This is a genomic window from Desulfuromonas soudanensis (assembly GCF_001278055.1).
GTDB classification, from domain to species: Bacteria; Desulfobacterota; Desulfuromonadia; order Desulfuromonadales; family WTL; genus Deferrimonas; species Deferrimonas soudanensis.
In genome coordinates, this window is record NZ_CP010802.1 from 2,245,770 (window position 1) to 2,264,564 (window position 18,795).

Genomic DNA, 18,795 nt, shown 5'->3' on the forward strand with positions numbered 1-18,795 from the left:
CTGTGTGCGATGTTAGCTGAAAAATCGTAATAGGTCAGGGGTTCGGTAATCGAGACGCGGATCCTCGGGGGCGTGAATCTGTTTGGCCGGCACCACGCCGAACACGTTGCGGTAGAAATGCTCCATGCAGCGCTGCCATGGGCTTTTGGGATAGATCACCGTCTATCTATTTTTTTTTCAGGAATTTGAATAAATAGGTTTTTAATGCCGTTGACGACACCTATAGAACGACCGATAAGATATAGAAAATCTACAAAATAGACAGAAATTAAACCATACAGTCCATCAATGTGAGCCCGACTTCGTCTTAACCGCTTAAAACTTAATAATGCTGGCGCAAATATTATCACAGCAATAAACATAAAAAATACGTAAAAATTAAATATAAAAGAAATTACACTTCCAAAAATACTAAATATAAATACACAACATAGCAGAAAAATTTTATCATTCAACGAAGATGGAATTTTTTTTATATAATCTGCAGAGTGCCAAATTTGTCTTTTTATAAATGAAATCAAGGTAGTCGGATACCCAAGATGGACGACACTAAGAGATGGATCAATTTTTACAATATACCCTTTTAGTCTCAGTCTATAAGTTATGTCACTGTCTTCTCCAGAGTTAAGCGTTTCATCGAAACCATTTATTTTGTGAAATATTTCTTTTGGAATAAATATACATCCGCCAACTAACGTAGTTTGATGGATAATTTTTTTTGAATTGTTTAACACCCAATATTTTTCAATCCATGATGGATTATCTCTAGTCAAGTATTGGCCACCGATAACAAGACCTTCGCCACCTTTAAATTTTTCGATACCATTTGTTAACCAATTCGAATCAACAGAACAGTCGGAATCAAGAAAAACTAGAATTTCACCTTTAGCTTTTGTGGCTCCAAAATTCCTAACACCCCCAACTTTGGACTTCTCTTTTACAAAAATATTTATTGGGTATCTTCTGGCGATGTCAATGGTCCCATCTGAAGACCCATTATCAACAAGGATTATTTGGAACATTTCTTTTGGATAACTTAACTCCATCAATGAATTTAAACAATCGGCAAGATAACGCTCCTCATTGAAGACAGGTATTACTATTGAAACAAACGGAAAGGAGGTAACCATAGTCATGACCTATTTTTTAAGGATTGTTTATTGAGAAATTTTTTGCCAAAATTTAAACATTTTTTTTTAAAAAATCGAATTTTTAATGATGTATTTCCTTTTTTAAAATTAAAAAGAAAATATTTAAGTTTTTTTGTTTGTTGCCACTTTAAATTTGAACCATGATTGTAAAGCTTAACGTTATTAGTTAATGGTACTGGTTCACCAGAAATTACCGGCAAACACCCATGCTCCTTCAGTTCGACAGGCCACACTCTTCCTTCTACTTTTTTTTTGCTAAATTCTAGTTCAAGAATCCCCGTTTTTGTCAATCGCTTGTCCCAACAAAGGTCGAAAACAAAATTTCCTAGGGAATAGGCACAAATAAAATTGTCTTCAATTGTAATCTCATAAAATAAATGTGGATGACTACCAATTATAGCTCTAACGCCACAATTTTTAAGTTTTTTTGAAATTTCTCTTTGGTAGGGAAGGGGTGTTGTTGAACTTTCCAATCCCCAATGTAACATCACAATCAGATGATCAAACATATTGACACTACGAACAACTAAATCAAAAAATTCATCATCGAACCTTTGATAGATTGTTTGCAATTTATTTGTATTATCAGGAACATCTGAGGCAGCGAGAAACCCAATAGATATGTTATTTTGACAAAAAACCACTGGTTTTTGTTGATTCAGCCCTACTGGTGAAATTTCTAATTTGTCGAGAATAGCAAGTGATTGTTGAAAAGCGCCAGTACCATGCTGAATTGAGTGATTGTTCGCAACTTGAAGAATCTTGAAATTTGCGTTTTTAAATTGGCAAGCTAGTTCTGGGTCAACTTTTAGTACCATTTTCTCTGGGTCGAAAGGATCAAGATCAAAATTAGTAATACTAGCCTCAAGGTTTCCAACAAACATATCTGCGCTTACAAAAAGATTTTCAACATTGATAAATACATTTTCATATTTCCCAAAGGTTCCAGGCCCATGACCGAAAGATAAATAGTATTCTCCAAGATTAAGATCACCAACAAACATTATTTTCATTATGGCGCGCCCTTACCAAAATTACTACTGTTAAATTTTTTTATTACTTTATGTTACTTAGGACACTTTTAAATTTACCATTAATTTCTTTCTCAATTTTTTTATGATAAGTGATATTTACTTCCATTTTGTGACTTGTTCTATTTTTAATATTTTCTATAAGTAAACGTTCATTATTTATTTTAAAATATTTATCGTTTGTAACAATTTTTACGTTTATTCTATTTATTTTTTCTTGGACGACTTGGGCCAATTCAATACCATCAACACCCTTAAACGCTGGATCTATTCTTCCGACCCTCCTTCCTTCAGGTGTAATAATGACATCATCCACCCTGCCTTCTACTTTATCAAAAATATAAGGTACTTGTGGTTGGCCCGTCGTAACGCAATCACCAATCTCATAGCGAATGAGAGGCATTGCATAATTCAGCAAACCAGTGGCAATTAAAGAATAACTATCATCATATAAATGCTCTAGTTCAAGGACTGAACATAGCGGATTTACGTAATATTTACCCCCGAATGAAAAAGCGGATACCGCCATCTCCGTGCATCCATAATGGTCTACAACATTGCAACCAAAAAAGGATTCTATCTGTTCTCTCGCTTTCCAATTTAGCGTCTCTGCTGATGTGAGAATAAACTTCGGGCTAAATTCTAACTTTAAATCTTTTTGTATTGCCAACTGCTGGATCTCGACTAGGGCTGACGGATATGAATCAATAAATTCCGGCTTCCACTTATTAAGAGCTGTTATATATTTAAAAATATTTTCGTATGAAATGTGGTAGGCTGACAAATATTGTGTATTATTAAACTTATCGTATCTAGCAATATCTTTTTCATTTTTCCCACAAAGAACTCTTCCCGCAAACGTTGTGCTTTTATGTCTGTATGATACTTTGTGTTTATTCAGAATTCGTTCATAAAAATAGTAATTTAATCTTCTTGCCTCATAAGATGAAATTATATTCAATGGTGTGCCTGTACTTCCACTGGTATTCAATTTCAACGTATTTTTTTTATATTTTGGGTCCATTGATAATAAATCATTATAATTACCTATAATGTCCAATTTTGTTAACTTTGGTAAATAATTTTTTACGTTAGAAGTAGTTATATTATTTAAATCGGATTCATTTAAATATTTTTTATAGTACGGTACGTATTTTATGCAATGAGCAATAAGCATTTTAAATCTTTTTTCTTGTTTATTTATTTGTTCACTTGTTAGTTCATTATTAATTATATCAATGTTATCATAAATTTCAGGAATTTTTCCTCTAAAACGTTCGTAATACATCTTGGCGCCGTAAATTGTAATTGCCATATTCTGAATAAGTAAGGGACTTTTTAAATATATTTTATTCAACATTTTAAATTCCTTATATTTGTATATTAAAAATGAATAAATGTACTTTTTTGACTATTTTTTTATATAATATTTGTCAATTCTTCATATAATAAAGAATAAGAACTTACCATTTTTTTTAGTGAAAATTTAGTTTCACATGATTCATCAACAATGGCTATCTTGAGATTTTTCTTATTTATTTTGGTTATAAACTTGGTTATGTTATTTGCTATATCTATAGGAGACGTTTTCTCTGTAATAATATTTGTTTTAGTGTTTTGTAAAATTTCTTCCGGTCCCCCGCTCTTCGTCACGACAATAGGCAATCCGCATGCCATTGCCTCAATCGTTGATATAGAGAATCCTTCTGATATTGACGGCAACACGAAAATATCAAAATTGTTAAATACCTTGGCCGCATCATTTTGAAACCCAATAAAATGAAAGACCTCCTCAAGTTTTAATGATCGGCGCAATTGTATAAGCTCATCATACAACTTGCCCGACCCTTGCCCTGCAACAATAAAACGAGATTCAGGATGCTGCTCATGAATAATCTTTGCCGCCTTAAGAAATATGTCGTACCCTTTGGCAGAACGGATATTACCTACAGCTCCGACAACTGTATGCTCCGGTCCTATACCATATTCCCTCCTTATACTGTCATCTTTCCTTGGATAGAAAACAGTCGTATCCACACCATTGTAGATGGTCATTGATTTTTCGGCAACAAAGCCAAAATTTTTGACAAAATATTCACGCAATTGATTAGATACAAATACATTTTTTTTGGAACCTAGGTTGATTATTTTCGTTTTCAACGACATCAAGCGTTCTTTTTCATTGGTGTCAACAAATCCGTGAATTGTTGAGATGACTGGGACGCGGCATATCAACCCTGCCATGCTGCTATAGAGGCTTGAACCCAATAGATGGGCCTGAATCACGTCGATTTTATGTTCACGAATAATATCAATCAACTCTTTCAAATAAGAAAAATTAAAACCGCCACTAGATTGAACAAAAGCAGGCTCAATCCCATGGCCACGCAGAGTATCGCACACCCATCCGGGCCCTCGGATTGCAACTACCGACTTGAATTTTGTCGCATCAAGCCCTTTCACCAAGTTAATAAAAACCGTCTCTGCCCCTCCAGGGCCTGTAGTGTCTATCGTATGAAGAACCTTTATCATTCCCGTCCTCACATCATCTGCCGAATGTACTCTTTAATTTCATACCGAAACGGCCCCATATCGTTCCGGTCAAACACATCAAAAGACATATTCCTTTCATAAAAATTCAAAAAATCGATAACTGCTCTGCCTCTTGGTGCTGATCCCGTGGGAAGGTTTAGCTTTTCACTGCTGTTTCGCAACTGAATCAACAAATGATCAAGCGTTCCCAAAAACCACTTCAGCTTGTGGCCTACTAGATATTCTCCCGGGGGCGCTGTGGGTTTTTGCTCTCGATGGTAATCCAGGAGCAGTCCCGGGAAATCAATCCCACAGGCAACAGCCAACTGCAAGGACCCCCAAAACCGGCCGTTTATCTCCATCAATTTGGCCTTGCCATCCCGTTGATCTCGCTTGAACTCCACCATCGCAACGCCGGCCCACCCGACGGCAGACAAAAGACGCTCGGCAGCTGACACCATCTCCTCATCAAGTGGAACGCTCTCCGATACCACGCTCACCCCCCCCGAAGGTGGTTTTTCCCGCAAGCGCCGGTGAGAGAACAGCGCCAGGTGCCTGTCCTTGTCGAAAAGCGTAAACAACCCCGTTCCCGGCCCAATAATCTTTTCCTGAATCAACGAAGGGTGTTGAAGAACTGGCCGCGTCCGGTAGAGATGCTCCAACTCTTCTCTAGAGCGGGCATACGTGACTCCTCCGGAGAGGAACCCGTTCCCCTCGTAAATCCGGGACATGGCAGGCTTGACCACCACCGGATACCGGACAATTTTTTCAATAGCGCCGGTAATATCTCCGGCGCAAGTGAGATACTGCGTTTCCGGGATTGAAACTCCCAAACTTTCCGCAAGTCGACACAATGACGACTTGTCGGACACCGACCTCATCTTCTCCGCACTCGGACAGGCTAGTATCACACCTTCAGGCAAGCGGTCGCGAACCTCGTTGAGCAGATAAATAGACGCTTCGGTCAGGGGGAAAATGGCCTCAACCCCCTCCTTTTCGGTTAACTCAATGATTTGCCTTACATACTCGGGCGCCGATTTCAAAGGATCAGAGACTTGAAATCCCTTTTGGCAATACTTAGAAGAGGATGCTAGGTTTTTGCTTGCCGTTCCCGAAACCAGCACACGACACCCTCTGCGCCCCAGGGAGCGAGTCACCGCCAGGGCGGAACGGTTTTCTCCGTCAGTGACCAGCACTTTTATTCCCATCAAAATCCCCTGAGGTAAATCCTGGCCAGAAACAGCGGGATCGACCGGCTGACATCTTCATGCATGCCGATCCTCGATATCTCGAACGGATCAAAACCCTTTTCCACCCAGCCCTTGCGGGTGGTCACCGCCCCCCTGTAACCATACCGCTTGAGTATTGCCTTCACTCCCGGAGTAAAATTTCCATTCGGGTAAGCAAAGAACTCAGGTGAGATTCCGAGATTTTGTTCTATATCCTTCTGCGACTGAACGATCTCCTCCTCAGCTTGCTGCGCTGTGACCTGGTCCAGAATGATGTGGTTGGCAGTATGGGCTCCAAAGCTGACAAGGCCGCTCGCCTGCATCTGTCTGGCTTCATCCCAATCCATCAACAGCCGTTGAGGTTGATCAGCTCTGCCAAAAGTGCGCAAACGGGAAAGGGCATCTTCGCGTTCATGAACAGGCCAGGTTTTCAGCTCCATGATTGCATCGTCGAGCCAAGCCGCCCCACCGCAGTTGCCATCTGTTCTCTTCGACAGCTTATCGAAGTTCTGCCACTGCCCGAGCGCCGCTCTCGCCTCCGTCTGTTTTAGATAAAAAGTGAACTCCTCCGGCCAGAAAAGGTGATCCGTGCCCACGAAACCGGTGGCCAGGAAAATGGTGGCGGGCACTTCGTATTCCCTAAGGGCTGGAAAAGCATTGACATAATTATCTAACCAACCGTCATCAAAGGTGATTGCGCAGCAGCCATCGACATTTTCGCCAGCATCAAACCGCTCGACCAATTCGGATAATTGCAGAACATGAAATTTACTCTTGAGAAACCGGATATGGGATCGAAACGTTTCTGCCAAAACATACATACCAGGTTGAACGAAAACAGGCTCTTCGGCCTGTGACAACAATACCCGGTGATACATAAAAACGGTTGCCATTCCCTTCCGCGTCGAAGCAATAAGTTGAAACACTCCAGCGGCATCGGCAGTAACAGCAATCCATTTTTTTAGTTTCTTTTTTGAGAACATTTTTTCCTCAGTCCAGCAGGATAGCAACTCGATAAGCAACCGCATAGACCAACATTAAATATCTGTCGCATGTTTAGGAAAAAAACGGGGTGCAAGCTCGTGCAACAAACGCCTGGTTTCAGCATTCCGCCAATGAGGGAGAAGAATGATACCGCACGCAACAGCATAAAGTAGAGTCTTGACAGCCAGATCGTGCAGCAGGCTATCACTAGTCAACACCACATTCGCCAGAAAACAGACCACCGCAGAGATGAAAAGCATCCCGACAAGCGGTCGGAGCGATATCCCCATGTCATAGACACTCCGTGAGGCGCGGTGAACTACGAAGAACTGGACCGCCTGTGCCAACATCAGGGCCATGGCAGCTCCAACATGCCCGGCCATGGGAATCAGCGAAAGATAGAGAACGGTGACGACAGCAGCAGTCAGATAGTTGTTTCGACTGATCCAGCCGGTTTTTTCTTTTGCCAGAAAACTGAAGTTCGAAAAAATAACCAGACTGCCGAAAACAGCACCAAACGCCAGAAACGGTACTGCTTCGCTGGCCCGGTAAAAAGTGGGGGCAGCCATTATCCTGATCACAGGGCCGGCAAAAATCGATATTCCAATGGCCGCAACAACCATCAGGGTGCTGATGAAATAGAATACGTTCTGGAAAATGGATTCGGCATTGCCCTGCCTGTAATAATTGAATCGCTCCACTTGCCAGTAGGTTGCAAAAGGTCCCCAAATCAATACTGTAATTATTGTACTGAACTTTACAGCCAACTCGAACAGACCGATATCATCCAGTGATGTGAAAATGCGCAAGTAATAGCGGTTGGCGGACCCGATGTAGAGTCCAGCAAAGCCACCCAACCATAATGGCCAACAGAAACGGATCATCTTTTCTGCTATCGCGCCGTTAAAATGCCACCCTACTTGGCGCAGCGTATAGGCCAACAACAGCAGGGCGAAAATGCTCGAGGAAATCATGGAACTGACGGCTACCCCCATAGCCCCCATTTCAAGAGACACTACGAACCAGACATTTAGGCCGAGCTGTATCGCCAATCTGAAAAAACTCACGGTGATATAAAACCATGGACGTTGCTGGAGACGCAGATAGACCAGGGCATACTCCTCAAGCGACTGGGTCAGCAGCAGGACAGAAAAGAAACCTACGATACTGGCAAATTCAGGGGTCCCATACAAGCCTTTCGATATGGGCTGACGAAGAAAAACCATTGCAATTGCAGCAGCGGCACTGATGGCACCCGTCAGGATCATCGCCGTTGAAACCAGGCTGGCCTGTAACTTCTTGTCTTTAGTGTCAAAGTAATATTTAGGTATGGCCCAGTAAAGCCGGGCACCGAAGACCAACTCCATCAGGCTGATCGCAAAGATCATCAGTCCTACGACCCCGTAATCGGCAGGGGTTAGGTACCTAGTATAGATTGGCAGCATGAGAAAGCCTGCAAGCTGCCTCAATATGTTGCCCATGGCGTAAATGCCGGCGTGTCCAAGAAGCCGATGGGCTACTGATTTTTTTGACTGCTGGGTCACGTCCTGACCTCAAATGGCTAAGTTGACCGCCTATAACCCGCCCAACAGATCGCCAGCGACACTCCGTATCACCCGCTCCAAACCGGCAACCTGGTGTTCTATCGTCTGCTCCTGCAGGACACGATCGCGAGCCGCTCGCCCCATTCTCGCCCTCAGGTGCGGGTCATCGAGAAACTGCGCTACGCGATCAGCGGCAAGCAAATAGTTGCCGACGGGAAAATGAAAACCCGTATCCTCAGTAATGACTTCTCGCAAACCCGGCAGGTCTGACACAATGACGGGCATGCCCGTCGCCGCCATCTCGACAGCGGACATGGGGTACGAATCCCAGCCTGTCGAAGCGATCATCCCCAGGTAGCATGATTTTAAGATCTGCGGGATGTCGCTCCTGTATCCACCAAAGGTGACATGGTCAGCAGCGGTGGAATTCTCAACAATCCGGAGAAAGCGTTTTTCCTGGTCCCAGCGGTTACCCACCAGGAGAAAATGCACGTCCCGGCGTTGCCGCACGTTGACCAACTCATCTGCGGCTCTGATGATGACATCGACCCCTTTGCGTTCCTCCATGTTCCCGGAGAAGAAAATGATTTTTCGCTGCCGGGCAATGCCGAAAGTATCGTGCGCGTACCAGTCCATGGTTTCCGCAGGGCGATACAATTCCGTATCAGTGCCGGACAACACCACACTCGTAGACTGGAAAGGGATACCTCTTCCGTGGGTTGCTGTTTTGCGCATTCCTTCAGATTGGAATATGTAATGGTCGGGACGGTAGAGAGAACACGCAACATCGAGTTTTTTAGCGAATAATTTCAAACCTGAGTTTATTCCGCTCATAGGTGAGCCGAAATAAGAGATCAAATAGCGCATTCCGGCCTTGCGCAAACACTTATACGCTGGCCGCCTTACCGGTTGGTCGAAGCCGAAACCAATCTTTATATCATTGTCAAAAATGTAATCATTGATCATTTTCATCTTTTTATAGCATTTGGCAGCCGAATCGAACTCAATTACATTTGTTATTTCGCTTGGCAAAGTTTTTGATCGCCCAAGATTAAGATTTTTATATGCAAAATGAATTTTATTATAATCGCCAACCAGTCGGTAGGCCATTTTGGTAAACGTGATTTCGTGCCTCTTAGAGGCAAAACCACTGTTTGACTGATTATGAAAAAAAACCAAGATTCCAGACATTTTTTACCCTCAGTGCTCCCGGATACCAACCGAATAAATTTAATTAGCCATTAAAACAATAAACATATTCGAATTCCGTTAAACCAACGCCTTCACCTTTTGGCGAGGGCTAAAGACAAGCTCAGCCGCCCTTCGGTAAGGTGCCATATTCTGGCACAAAGAATTTTTTACGGTGTTCGTCGCAGCCTCCACGAAGCTATCCTTCGACCTCAACACTTCACCTATCAGCGCCTCGATCTGTTGAGGCGCTTCTTCCAGTGACAGTAGCCGCGGCGCAAGCCCGAACTGTTCAAAAGCGCCGTTAAGCTTGGCTCTGGTGTATTCTTCGACGCATATGCCTATGGCCGGCACTCCGGCCGAAAGTGCAAAGACCAGCTGGTGATAGCGCATGGTTACAACCAGTGAACAATTTTCCGTCAAGGCCCTGACAGCCGTTGCATACGGTATTGGATCCAGAACCTCAAGGGGAAAATTATCTGGCCACAGAGGTAAAATCTTTTGCGCAATATCGAGGTCTCCCATCCTCCCCGGAGCATGATGTGGAATAAATACAGTCCCGGCGGAGTACTTACGGGCTATGTTCGCAAAAGAGATGCAAAAGCTTTCTCTTTGCTGATCGGTAGCACCCCTGAAGCCCCGCAACGACAGGCCAAACAGGTTTGGGTGTTTGACGGAAATAGCCTTTGTTTGGGCGTTATGCTCCCCTGGCAAAAAAACTGCATCATCCACGGCAAAGTGAACGGGGACATCTAACTGGATTGCTGAGTAATCCCTGTCACGAACGCCTACCCAAGCGGCGGAGCCAAACGCCTGCTGGCAATGGCCACGGTGCTCCTCTAAAAACGGGCCCAAAGTTTGGCTGGCAAACACTATGGGTTTATTAAAACGCTGCGCAAGTTTATAGAAAAATAGACGGGACTCGAGCACATGCGGCCATACGCTTGTATGGTTGCCACCACCAGACACAAAGACAAGATCACTTTTTTTCAAATAGTAAATAATTTTTGCAAGTTCTATCGCAACAGAGTGAGGTTGAGTAACGAGGGCCTTCCTTCTTTGCTTGCGAGTGCGGCTGTAGAGGGGAATTGCCTTGATGCCGTAGGTCTCGGCCGCGCTTACGGGTGAAGCACAAACCAAGACCAGCTTATCTCGTCCGAATGTCTCTGCCAGGCGCGCGATTGCAACTTCGGCCATGGCTTCATCACCTACATGATAGTTTTGACCCATGCCGGAGACATCGGCAAGAATCAAGATGCAATTAGTGTCCATAAACTTTCATCCCCCTAGAACTGTGATTATCAATGTCTTCTGCTGACTTTTCGTTCTTCCAAAAAGTGGTCATGGATACGACAAATACCAGATGTATCCACAAGAACGGATAATAGGCCACTGTCACGAATTGACCAGATATTATGTAACCAACCAGGGCAACATTCATCCCTTTTGTCAAATTTAAAACAAAGTTGTCGCCGGTTTTTTCAGCAGCTTTCTGTAGTTTGTGCATTGTCAAAAAGCTCCCCAGCATCAACCCAACGAATACAGCTAATCCAGAAAAGCCGGTGTCAGTACCCACTTGGATGAATATGTTATGTGGAAATTCTGCACCCTTTTCCTTTAACATTTCTAGCACGATATCTTCCGAGTGGTTATTGGTGTAAAATGCAGGAAAATTAAAATAACCAACGCCAATAAATGGATGGTCCTTGATCATCTGCCAACCGTGTTCCCAATAAAGCAGACGCTGAACAGAGGTTAAATCCTCTCCCGATGATTTGAAACGCGTCTTTTGCTCTTCTGGCAAGAGTTGAAAACCAATAAACCCAATAGCACAGATGACTATCAGCATCTTGAATCGGTGTTTTGACACCATCACCAAAGCCAACACTTGAGCTGCAAGGGCGATCTGGCCACCACGGGTATTAGTACCGATCACTGTTAACACTGCCGTTATCGGCATCAAGTAAAGAGTATAGACTTGCCATTTTTTTAAATGTTTCTTTATCCCTTGAATGAAAAAAAGACTCATGGGCGCAAACATAAGCATCTGTATCGCAAGTTCACCTGGATTTTGAAAATATCCACGTGGACCTGCCAACCCCCAATCTGCAAAGGCAAATCCTCTCATTGCAAAAGTTCTTGCTCCATACAGAGACAACTTGAAACTTGCGATCATGAATATCAAAAGCAAAATATACAGGCGCTGCCTTGTGGTTGTAATTTGTGTTAGCACAAAAAAAACGACGACCCAGTTGAAAAAATCCATAAAATATTCACTTGATATTTCAGGCCAATAAGCCAACCGCGAAGAAATAACAACAAGAACTAGATAAGCAAAAACACCAGTAGTAAATTTGGTCCAAACAAATTGTCTATTAGGATCAAAAAACCAAGCAATAAACGCCAGCATAATAAAGCTTCTGGCCCAGTAGTGGTACACATCAAATAACGGCCAAATGGCTTGAGGTCGAATATATTCAAAAAACAGATACGCGCAGCACATCCAAAAGGCGAAGTTATCAGTCTTGATCGCCTTCCAAATGGCACCATGTTGTAATTTATAGAGGTTAGAAATTGGTACAGTCATCATATTTTTTCATATCTGCGTTTAGGTGATCCGGTTCCAGAAGACTTCATCGTTGAATCATCTTCAAGACTTATCTGAGGCTCTATAACCTCAAAAGAAGCCAGGTTGCTATTTAACTCTGTTATAGCTCGTTGAATCTTTTTGAAGCAATTTTCAAACTCATCGATTCCCAATCCGTAAGGGTCGTAAATGTTACAAATTAGACTCTTCGGCCAAGGGGCGAAATCCCGCAAAAGTCGCACCTTGCCCTTTTTCTCCGGGAACATACTTCTCAACCGGAGATACTGGTAGTACTCCATGGCCACGATAAGATCCGCCCCCTGCAGATCGCATTCGCTCATCCCCTTGGAGCGATGAGCGCTCAAATCCAAACCGAACTCCTCCGCGATTCGAATTGCCTCCGGGGGTGAGCCTCCCTTCTTGTCAACTTCAAGCCCGCACGAATCGATCCAGACATTCGCCCCCACCCCCAGCGACCTCAGGTAATGCTCGGCAAATGGGCTCCGGCACACATTCCCCTTGCAGACGAAAACGATTCGCCTGAATTCTCTGTCACCACTCAACTGACGAACTAGCCGATAGGCGACAGAATCGCAGAGACTCCTCAGCGCGCGCGGGGCGGCCCGTTTGAAAGAACGGGGAAGAAGCTTTTTCAGGTCGACGATCTTCACAACCGCGCCCCTTGGTTCCGAAACAGGGCTCGCATCTGTTCGGTCTGGCGTTGTCGGGCCATCTGCCCCTGGCCATCGAGGAGAGCAACACCACCAGGTTCAGACACCCCTTCATAAACTGCCTCGAATTGGGCAAGGGGCATCGATTTCCATCCCGCTTGTCGGGCCGCCTCGAGCAATTTTTTGATTCTCCCGAAAAACACCTGCTCGTCCTGGGAGATTCTGACAAAGGGACTCAGGCCGGCCAACAGGCTGGCCGAATGAAAGGTCATATTGATGCAAGGGAAGTTGTTGATTTCCATACGTTTTGCCAAAGCGATCATGGCATCGGCATCGGCCAGCTCAGGTGAAAGCCAGACCTTATTGACGAGACCGAGTCGGTCCAGGATTCCCTTAACCCGGGATATTCTGCTGAAAGGATTGTCCAAAGCCCTGCTCAGTCGCTGACATAACTGGAAATTTTTCTGCAGGTATCCGATGCTGGTCGGTACCTGCAGTAACGACCACTTCGGCTCCCCTGGAGGAGAGAATCGGAAAGGCTCAGGGCCGAAATTTGAAAAATCAGGCCCAAAGGAAGGGCTCCAGCTGACAAAGGGAGTCACAGAGGTTTCTACCCGATAACCCAACTTGCAGAGCGACTGTGCCGCGGAAAGGCCCAAGGCCCACCGTCCGGCGCGAAATGAAACAGGGAGGCAACCGAAGTTCTTGGTGATAACTTCGTGCAGCATCGCCAATTTATTTTGCTGAAATTCAGCGGGCAGGTTGCAGAGCATGGAATGAGCTTTCTGGAATCCGCCATTGTCGTCGAACGGCGGAGTATTCCACGGATGGCAGTGCGTGCCTATTTCACACTTCCCCTCCTCCAGAATCCTTTTCAGAATCGCCACCGACCGAGGATTGGTCGCCACCGGATACGTCACCAGATAAGTGGGCCGAACCCCATATTCGTCAAACATCTTCTGCAGCGGAACGATCCGCGCGATATTTTCAACCGAGTTGTCGGTGGCTGAATACCGCGCCCAGTTGTCCTCCTCAGTGTCGATGGTAATTATAAGTTTCATTTCAAAGGTCCCTCACGACGGAATTGCACAGGCGGAGCGGAAACTCCAGCCAAGGCGGCTTGAACAGGGCCATGCTTTCGGTCAAACAATCTGCCCGGGTTAAGGGCGGCAATGCCCACCAGGGCTTCTTCTGGCCATTTTTGAGTCTTCCGCAACGCACACCACAACTTCATCAAAGCCGCCCACTGCTTTTCATACAATGCATCGGAACCAAACAGAATTCGCTCCTGATCAAAACATTTCAACAGGCGGCAGAGCACCTCATAGCCGACACCCGAAGTATCAAATGAAAGGTTGTCATACCGCTCGAACAATCCGACCATGGCCGGGATGACGTTCGCGCAGGCATCGCCAGATGAATGTCCGAAACAGCCGCCATGAGCGATGACAACCGCTCCCGGTGTGATCGACCAGTCGACATGCCGAAGGTTAGCGACAGTTCCGTAGGAAACAGCCTGCTGGTTTTGACAATCCGGACTCAGGCCGCCATGAATTACCACATTCAGTCGGTTGTTCCCGGCGGCAGCGAGAATCGCCTCGACCCGCTCAACCCCCGCCCGGCACCCGAGGTTGATCCCCGTCACACTCGGGTGGATTTTAACGGCCCTGACATCGTATTCAGCGACGGCACGCCGCATGGCAGCTTCAATCTGGTCGTTGCTGATGTCACCTGGCATGCAGTAACCGAACAAAAACCTTTCATCACCACCAAACATCTCCGACATGGCCTTTAACTGGCCGTCGCCCCCCTCAGCTTCCCTCACAACGGGCAGCAGCAGCACCCTGTCGATTCCGCTCAAGTTCATCTGGTCGCCAAAGACCACCGGTCCCGTATGGCTGTAGGAACGCCTCGCACCGAGAAGACACGCCATCGCCCTCAGCTTTTGTTCGAGCTCCTTCCCTTTGCCAACCGCTGTCGGGTTCAGATTTAGGTCACCGAGTTCCGGGGCCAGATACTTCGCCGCTCCGGCGCTGAACAAACCGCCGGACTGGGCCGAAGGCTGGTATTGACAAGCATCAAACATGACCTCGTAAGGGTGAACGTGTACGTCGTAAAATGTATTTGAACCCTTTAGCTCTTTAAGAGCATCAATGGATTTTTGTACTGAATATTTATCCATTTTATCCCCGATCAGACGGTCTGATATTTCTCTTTAAGGACCTGCCAATCAATCTTTCCGCGACTGCAACGCGGTATTTTCCCTACACGAATGAGGCGTTTGGGGATCATATAGGTCGGCAACCGTTTTTTAAGTTCCGAAGAGATCATCGTCACATCGAGATCTCCTTCCGCTTCCCAAAAAGCCGCCAACTCCGGGGTGCCCTCACCCAATTTTGATTCCATCAACACAACAGCCGAATCCTTGACCTGAGGGATGGCAAGGAGCGCCTGTTCGATCTCCCCAGCTTCAATCCGATAACCCATGAATTTGAGTTGGCGATCCTTCCTCCCGAGATATTCGAGATTTCCGTCCGGCATGAGACGGGCCAAGTCTCCGGTTTTATAGATCCGCTCGCCGGAGGAGTTCAACGGGTTGACAATAAACGCATTGCCTGTTTTCACAGGGTCGTTGAGATAACCCCTGGCCAACCCACGACCAGAGATACAGACCTCCCCTGGCTCGCCAGGCGGTACCTCAGCATGGTTTTCGGAAAGGAGGAGAACCCCGGTTTCGTCTCGGGGGGTTCCGATCGGTATGCGCACCTGCGGTCCCTCCGGGATCTTGTCGACGCAATAACAGATGGAAACACCTGTCGCCTCGGTCGGTCCGTAGGCGTTATAAAAAGTTTTTTCGGGAAAAGCGGTCATCCAGTCGATCAGGTATTGAGTCGGCAAAGTCTCCCCGGCGAAAAGGACTCGCTTCAGCGTTTGCATAGTCCCTGGCCTGAGAGCCCCGGTTCTTGCCATATACATGAGGAGCGAGGAAACACCTTTCCAGAGAGTAACTTGCTGCCGTTCAATGAAGTCGACTAATTTTTCAGGGAAAAGGGTCAAAATCTCAGCGGCGATACAGAGTGTCGCGCCGGTCTTCAGCGCACAAAAAATGTCAAAAGTTGACATGTCGAAATGAAATGGCGCCGTGCCGAGGATCTTGTCCCAGTCATTGACATTGAACTTTCGGGCAGCCCAATCGATGTAGGATTTAACATTCCCATGAGAGATCATGACTCCCTTGGGCCGCCCCGTTGACCCTGAGGTATACAGGATATAAGCGATGTCATTTTCATCATTTCTATATGTGGGCTCGTTCCTGTCAATACTATTTTCTTTCTCCAGATCCAAAAATTTTACTAAAATACTCTCCTGAATTCTGCTTTCATTGCCAATCACCAGGATCGGAATAGTTACCCCATAGCTGGAAAGAGCAACATGCGCCGCTGAGATTGTTTTGCTGTCGCAAATAATTACTTTCGGCGCGGCATCTTCAATGATAAAGGCCAATCGCTCAACCGGTACCTTCTGATCAATCGGGACATAGATGGCATCTGCCTTGAGAATGCCCAGAATTGACGTCACACAATCGGCCGACCGTTGCTGGAAGATGCCTACCCGATCCTGCCGCAGCACCCCCATGGATTTAAGACAGTGCGCGACACTATTGCTGGAAATAGACAATTCACGGTAACTGATGGATCGATCACCATCGGTGACCGCAGTTTTTTCCGGATCCCGACATAATTGATCATTAAGGTAATGTTGGAGCAAAAAGGGATTCATAGTTTTCATAACCCTATAAATCTGGCAATAATATTATGTTGAAGTTCTGATGTGCCTGAATAAATTGTAGAAGCGATACTGTCTCTAAGATCTCTTTCTATTTCATATTCACACATAAAACCATATCCACCATGAATTTGAACTGCGTCAAGACAAGCCTGTTTTAGACTCTCACTTATAAATAATTTACATATCGAAGCATCAAGTGACGCTCTTTTATTACAGTCTTTTAAAACGGCACATCTGTAAAGGATTCCCCTCCCCAGTTCGATATTCATTTTCATGCTAGAAATCTTATTTGACACCGCCTGATAACTGCCGATGTTTTTACCGAAAGCATTGCGCTCCTTGGCGTATTTCAATGTAATTTCGAATATTCTTTCCAAGGTACCCAGGTGTGCGGCAGGGAGAAGGCTCCGTTCCCATTCCATCGATTCGTTGAAAATAATAGCGCCCTGCCCTTCTTTCCCCAGAAGTCGGTCCGATGAAACTTCACAATTATTGAAAAAAAGTTCGCCATTCTGAAGGGTGTTCAAACCCATCTTTTTAAGAGGCTTGGCTTTATCAAACCCCGCAAGGCCGTCGTCGACGACGAGACAGGATATCCCTCCCAGGGTCTTTTTCTCCGGATCGGTCACCGCAAAAACAATAACGACATCGGCCATGGGGCCGTTGGTAATAAAAACCTTGTTGCCGTTGAGAAGATACCCCTCGCCTTTTTTTTCCGCCCGGGCCCGCATCGAAAAGGCATCGGACCCCGAGCCTGGTTCGGTTATGGCCTGTGCGAAAACTTTTTCCCCACGACAGAGCAACGGCAGATATTTCGCTTTCAACTCTTCGCTGCCAAAAAAGTAAAGCTGTAATCCGCAGAGGATCTGGGTCGCGAGGGCGTGGACCAGGCCCGCGTCCTTGCAGGCATATCCCAGGGAGTTCAACGTGAGCACGGTCGTTAAAAAATCGACCCCGCACCCCCCATATTCTTCGGGGAAAGGCAAGGCCATGAGCTGCATATCGGAGCATTTTCGCCAGGCATCCCAGGGGAAATCACCGCTCTTCTCGAAGTCCGCGATGTCATAAGCCAATTCTTTCCGTGAGAACCTTATGACCGTTTCGCGCCAGACTTTTTGCTCGTCAGTTAACTCAAAGTCCACAGCAACCTCCTAACCAAAACTGGATTTTTGCGCTATCAGGTCGCTGATCGATGCGATGGAGGCGAAATTTTCAGGGATCAAATCCTCACCGGAAATCTGGACCGAAAAACTGGCTTCCAAAAAGCCAAGCAAAGACATGATGCCAAGAGAATCAATGATCCCTGAATCTATAAGAAGAGTCGTGTCAGCAAGTTCTGTCATATTTCCATCTGAAATCAATTCAGTGATTATGAAATTTTTTATTTTTTCTTTTGTGACCATCATGTTTTTCCTTTCATCAAAAAAAACATTTAATAAGAATAACGCAGAGATAGAAATCGCGTGACCTTGACTCTTCTCAGTTCTTTCCATTGCAGTGTTCGGTGGACCCAAAGCGCGGGAATATTCTCGGCCCAGTAATATCCCAAGGCACGGACATACCCCCTTTTGCTGATTTCATGCAGGGCCCCATTCTGAAGCAGATTGGCCAGATTTCCTCCCCTTTTGCCCGGATGCAAATACATATCAAAAGCATAGGCATCCTTGTCCCCGCACTTCATCTTGAGCCATTTCAGATCGGGATGGACTGTTCCCTTTTTCTGATGGCAGGCGCTGGTATACCAGATGTCCCCACTCACTTCATTTCCACTGACCACGGCGACGCCACGATATCCTTTTTCAAGGTATTTCATGGCCTTCTTCTGCCTCTCTTCGTCAGGATAGACCAACGACTGCTGTGATTTTGTATTCTGTGTTAATGCCTCCGGCGTTATCGTTACAAGTTGAACACCGGCATTTTCCAGCCAATCATTTATCGGACGTAAGGATGAAAGATCTTTTTCGACAGTAATCGCCACTTTATTTACATGAATATTGGCACGCATAAAATAATAAAGGATGTCAAATTTGACGACCTTAAGAATATTTTTAAGTTTTATTGGAACATAATTTTTCACTTTATAAATATC

At 45.3% G+C, this 18,795-nt stretch carries 17 protein-coding genes; all 17 read right to left on the reverse strand.

What is annotated here, in order from left to right; genetic code table 11:
- Window positions 1-155: 155 nt before the first annotated feature.
- The 17 genes from DSOUD_RS17855 to DSOUD_RS10255 all read right to left on the reverse strand — a co-directional run bounded on the left by DSOUD_RS17855 (window position 156) and on the right by DSOUD_RS10255 (window position 18,783).
- Complete coding sequence (locus DSOUD_RS17855; protein WP_082351201.1) at window positions 156-1,136, reverse strand: glycosyltransferase family 2 protein; 981 nt, start codon at window positions 1,134-1,136, stop codon at window positions 156-158.
- A complete protein-coding gene (locus tag DSOUD_RS17860) occupies window positions 1,133-2,164 on the reverse strand; it encodes a CapA family protein (RefSeq protein ID WP_082351202.1) in 1,032 nt (343 codons plus the stop codon). Before DSOUD_RS17860 ends, DSOUD_RS17855 begins: the two co-directional genes overlap by 4 nt.
- 43 nt (window positions 2,165-2,207) lie before the next feature.
- Window positions 2,208-3,542: a phenylacetate--CoA ligase family protein gene (locus DSOUD_RS18480; RefSeq protein WP_198300305.1), complete on the reverse strand. Its 1,335-nt coding sequence runs from the start codon at window positions 3,540-3,542 to the stop codon at window positions 2,208-2,210.
- A gap of 59 nt (window positions 3,543-3,601) precedes the next feature.
- Window positions 3,602-4,714: a glycosyltransferase gene (locus DSOUD_RS10190; RefSeq protein WP_053550908.1), complete on the reverse strand. Its 1,113-nt coding sequence runs from the start codon at window positions 4,712-4,714 to the stop codon at window positions 3,602-3,604.
- An 8-nt stretch (window positions 4,715-4,722) separates the two neighbouring features.
- Window positions 4,723-5,922, reverse strand: a complete 1,200-nt coding sequence (locus DSOUD_RS10195) for a carboxylate--amine ligase (RefSeq protein WP_082351203.1) — start codon at window positions 5,920-5,922, stop codon at window positions 4,723-4,725.
- The gene (locus DSOUD_RS10200; protein WP_053550909.1) at window positions 5,922-6,926 is read right to left on the reverse strand and encodes a polysaccharide deacetylase family protein; all 1,005 of its coding nucleotides are present in this window, start codon (window positions 6,924-6,926) and stop codon (window positions 5,922-5,924) included. Before DSOUD_RS10200 ends, DSOUD_RS10195 begins: the two co-directional genes overlap by 1 nt.
- 54 nt (window positions 6,927-6,980) lie before the next feature.
- Complete coding sequence (locus tag DSOUD_RS10205) at window positions 6,981-8,471, reverse strand: lipopolysaccharide biosynthesis protein (RefSeq protein WP_157671834.1); 1,491 nt, start codon at window positions 8,469-8,471, stop codon at window positions 6,981-6,983.
- Window positions 8,472-8,501: 30 nt separating this feature from the next.
- Window positions 8,502-9,662, reverse strand: a complete 1,161-nt coding sequence (locus tag DSOUD_RS10210) for a glycosyltransferase family 4 protein (RefSeq protein WP_082351205.1) — start codon at window positions 9,660-9,662, stop codon at window positions 8,502-8,504.
- Window positions 9,663-9,740: 78 nt separating this feature from the next.
- A complete protein-coding gene (locus tag DSOUD_RS10215) occupies window positions 9,741-10,913 on the reverse strand; it encodes a polysaccharide pyruvyl transferase family protein (protein ID WP_157671836.1) in 1,173 nt (390 codons plus the stop codon).
- Window positions 10,914-10,920: 7 nt separating this feature from the next.
- Entirely contained in the window at window positions 10,921-12,249 is a 1,329-nt protein-coding gene (locus tag DSOUD_RS10220; protein ID WP_053550913.1) for an O-antigen ligase family protein, read from the reverse strand.
- Window positions 12,246-12,917, reverse strand: coding sequence for an arsenate reductase/protein-tyrosine-phosphatase family protein (locus DSOUD_RS10225; RefSeq protein ID WP_053550914.1), 672 nt, complete (start codon window positions 12,915-12,917; stop codon window positions 12,246-12,248). Before DSOUD_RS10225 ends, DSOUD_RS10220 begins: the two co-directional genes overlap by 4 nt.
- Window positions 12,914-13,978, reverse strand: a complete 1,065-nt coding sequence (locus DSOUD_RS10230) for a polysaccharide deacetylase family protein (protein WP_053550915.1) — start codon at window positions 13,976-13,978, stop codon at window positions 12,914-12,916. Before DSOUD_RS10230 ends, DSOUD_RS10225 begins: the two co-directional genes overlap by 4 nt.
- On the reverse strand, window positions 13,975-15,099 hold the full coding sequence (locus DSOUD_RS10235) for an amidohydrolase family protein (RefSeq protein WP_053550916.1): 1,125 nt from the start codon (window positions 15,097-15,099) through the stop codon (window positions 13,975-13,977). Before DSOUD_RS10235 ends, DSOUD_RS10230 begins: the two co-directional genes overlap by 4 nt.
- An 11-nt stretch (window positions 15,100-15,110) precedes the next feature.
- Entirely contained in the window at window positions 15,111-16,706 is a 1,596-nt protein-coding gene (locus tag DSOUD_RS10240; RefSeq protein ID WP_053550917.1) for an amino acid adenylation domain-containing protein, read from the reverse strand.
- On the reverse strand, window positions 16,703-17,848 hold the full coding sequence (locus tag DSOUD_RS10245; RefSeq protein WP_053550918.1) for an acyl-CoA dehydrogenase family protein: 1,146 nt from the start codon (window positions 17,846-17,848) through the stop codon (window positions 16,703-16,705). The genes DSOUD_RS10240 and DSOUD_RS10245 overlap by 4 nt, the downstream gene beginning before the upstream one ends.
- A 9-nt stretch (window positions 17,849-17,857) precedes the next feature.
- Window positions 17,858-18,112, reverse strand: coding sequence for an acyl carrier protein (locus DSOUD_RS10250; protein WP_053550919.1), 255 nt, complete (start codon window positions 18,110-18,112; stop codon window positions 17,858-17,860).
- 26 nt (window positions 18,113-18,138) lie between these two features.
- Window positions 18,139-18,783, reverse strand: coding sequence for a hypothetical protein (locus DSOUD_RS10255; protein ID WP_053550920.1), 645 nt, complete (start codon window positions 18,781-18,783; stop codon window positions 18,139-18,141).
- Window positions 18,784-18,795: the final 12 nt, after the last annotated feature.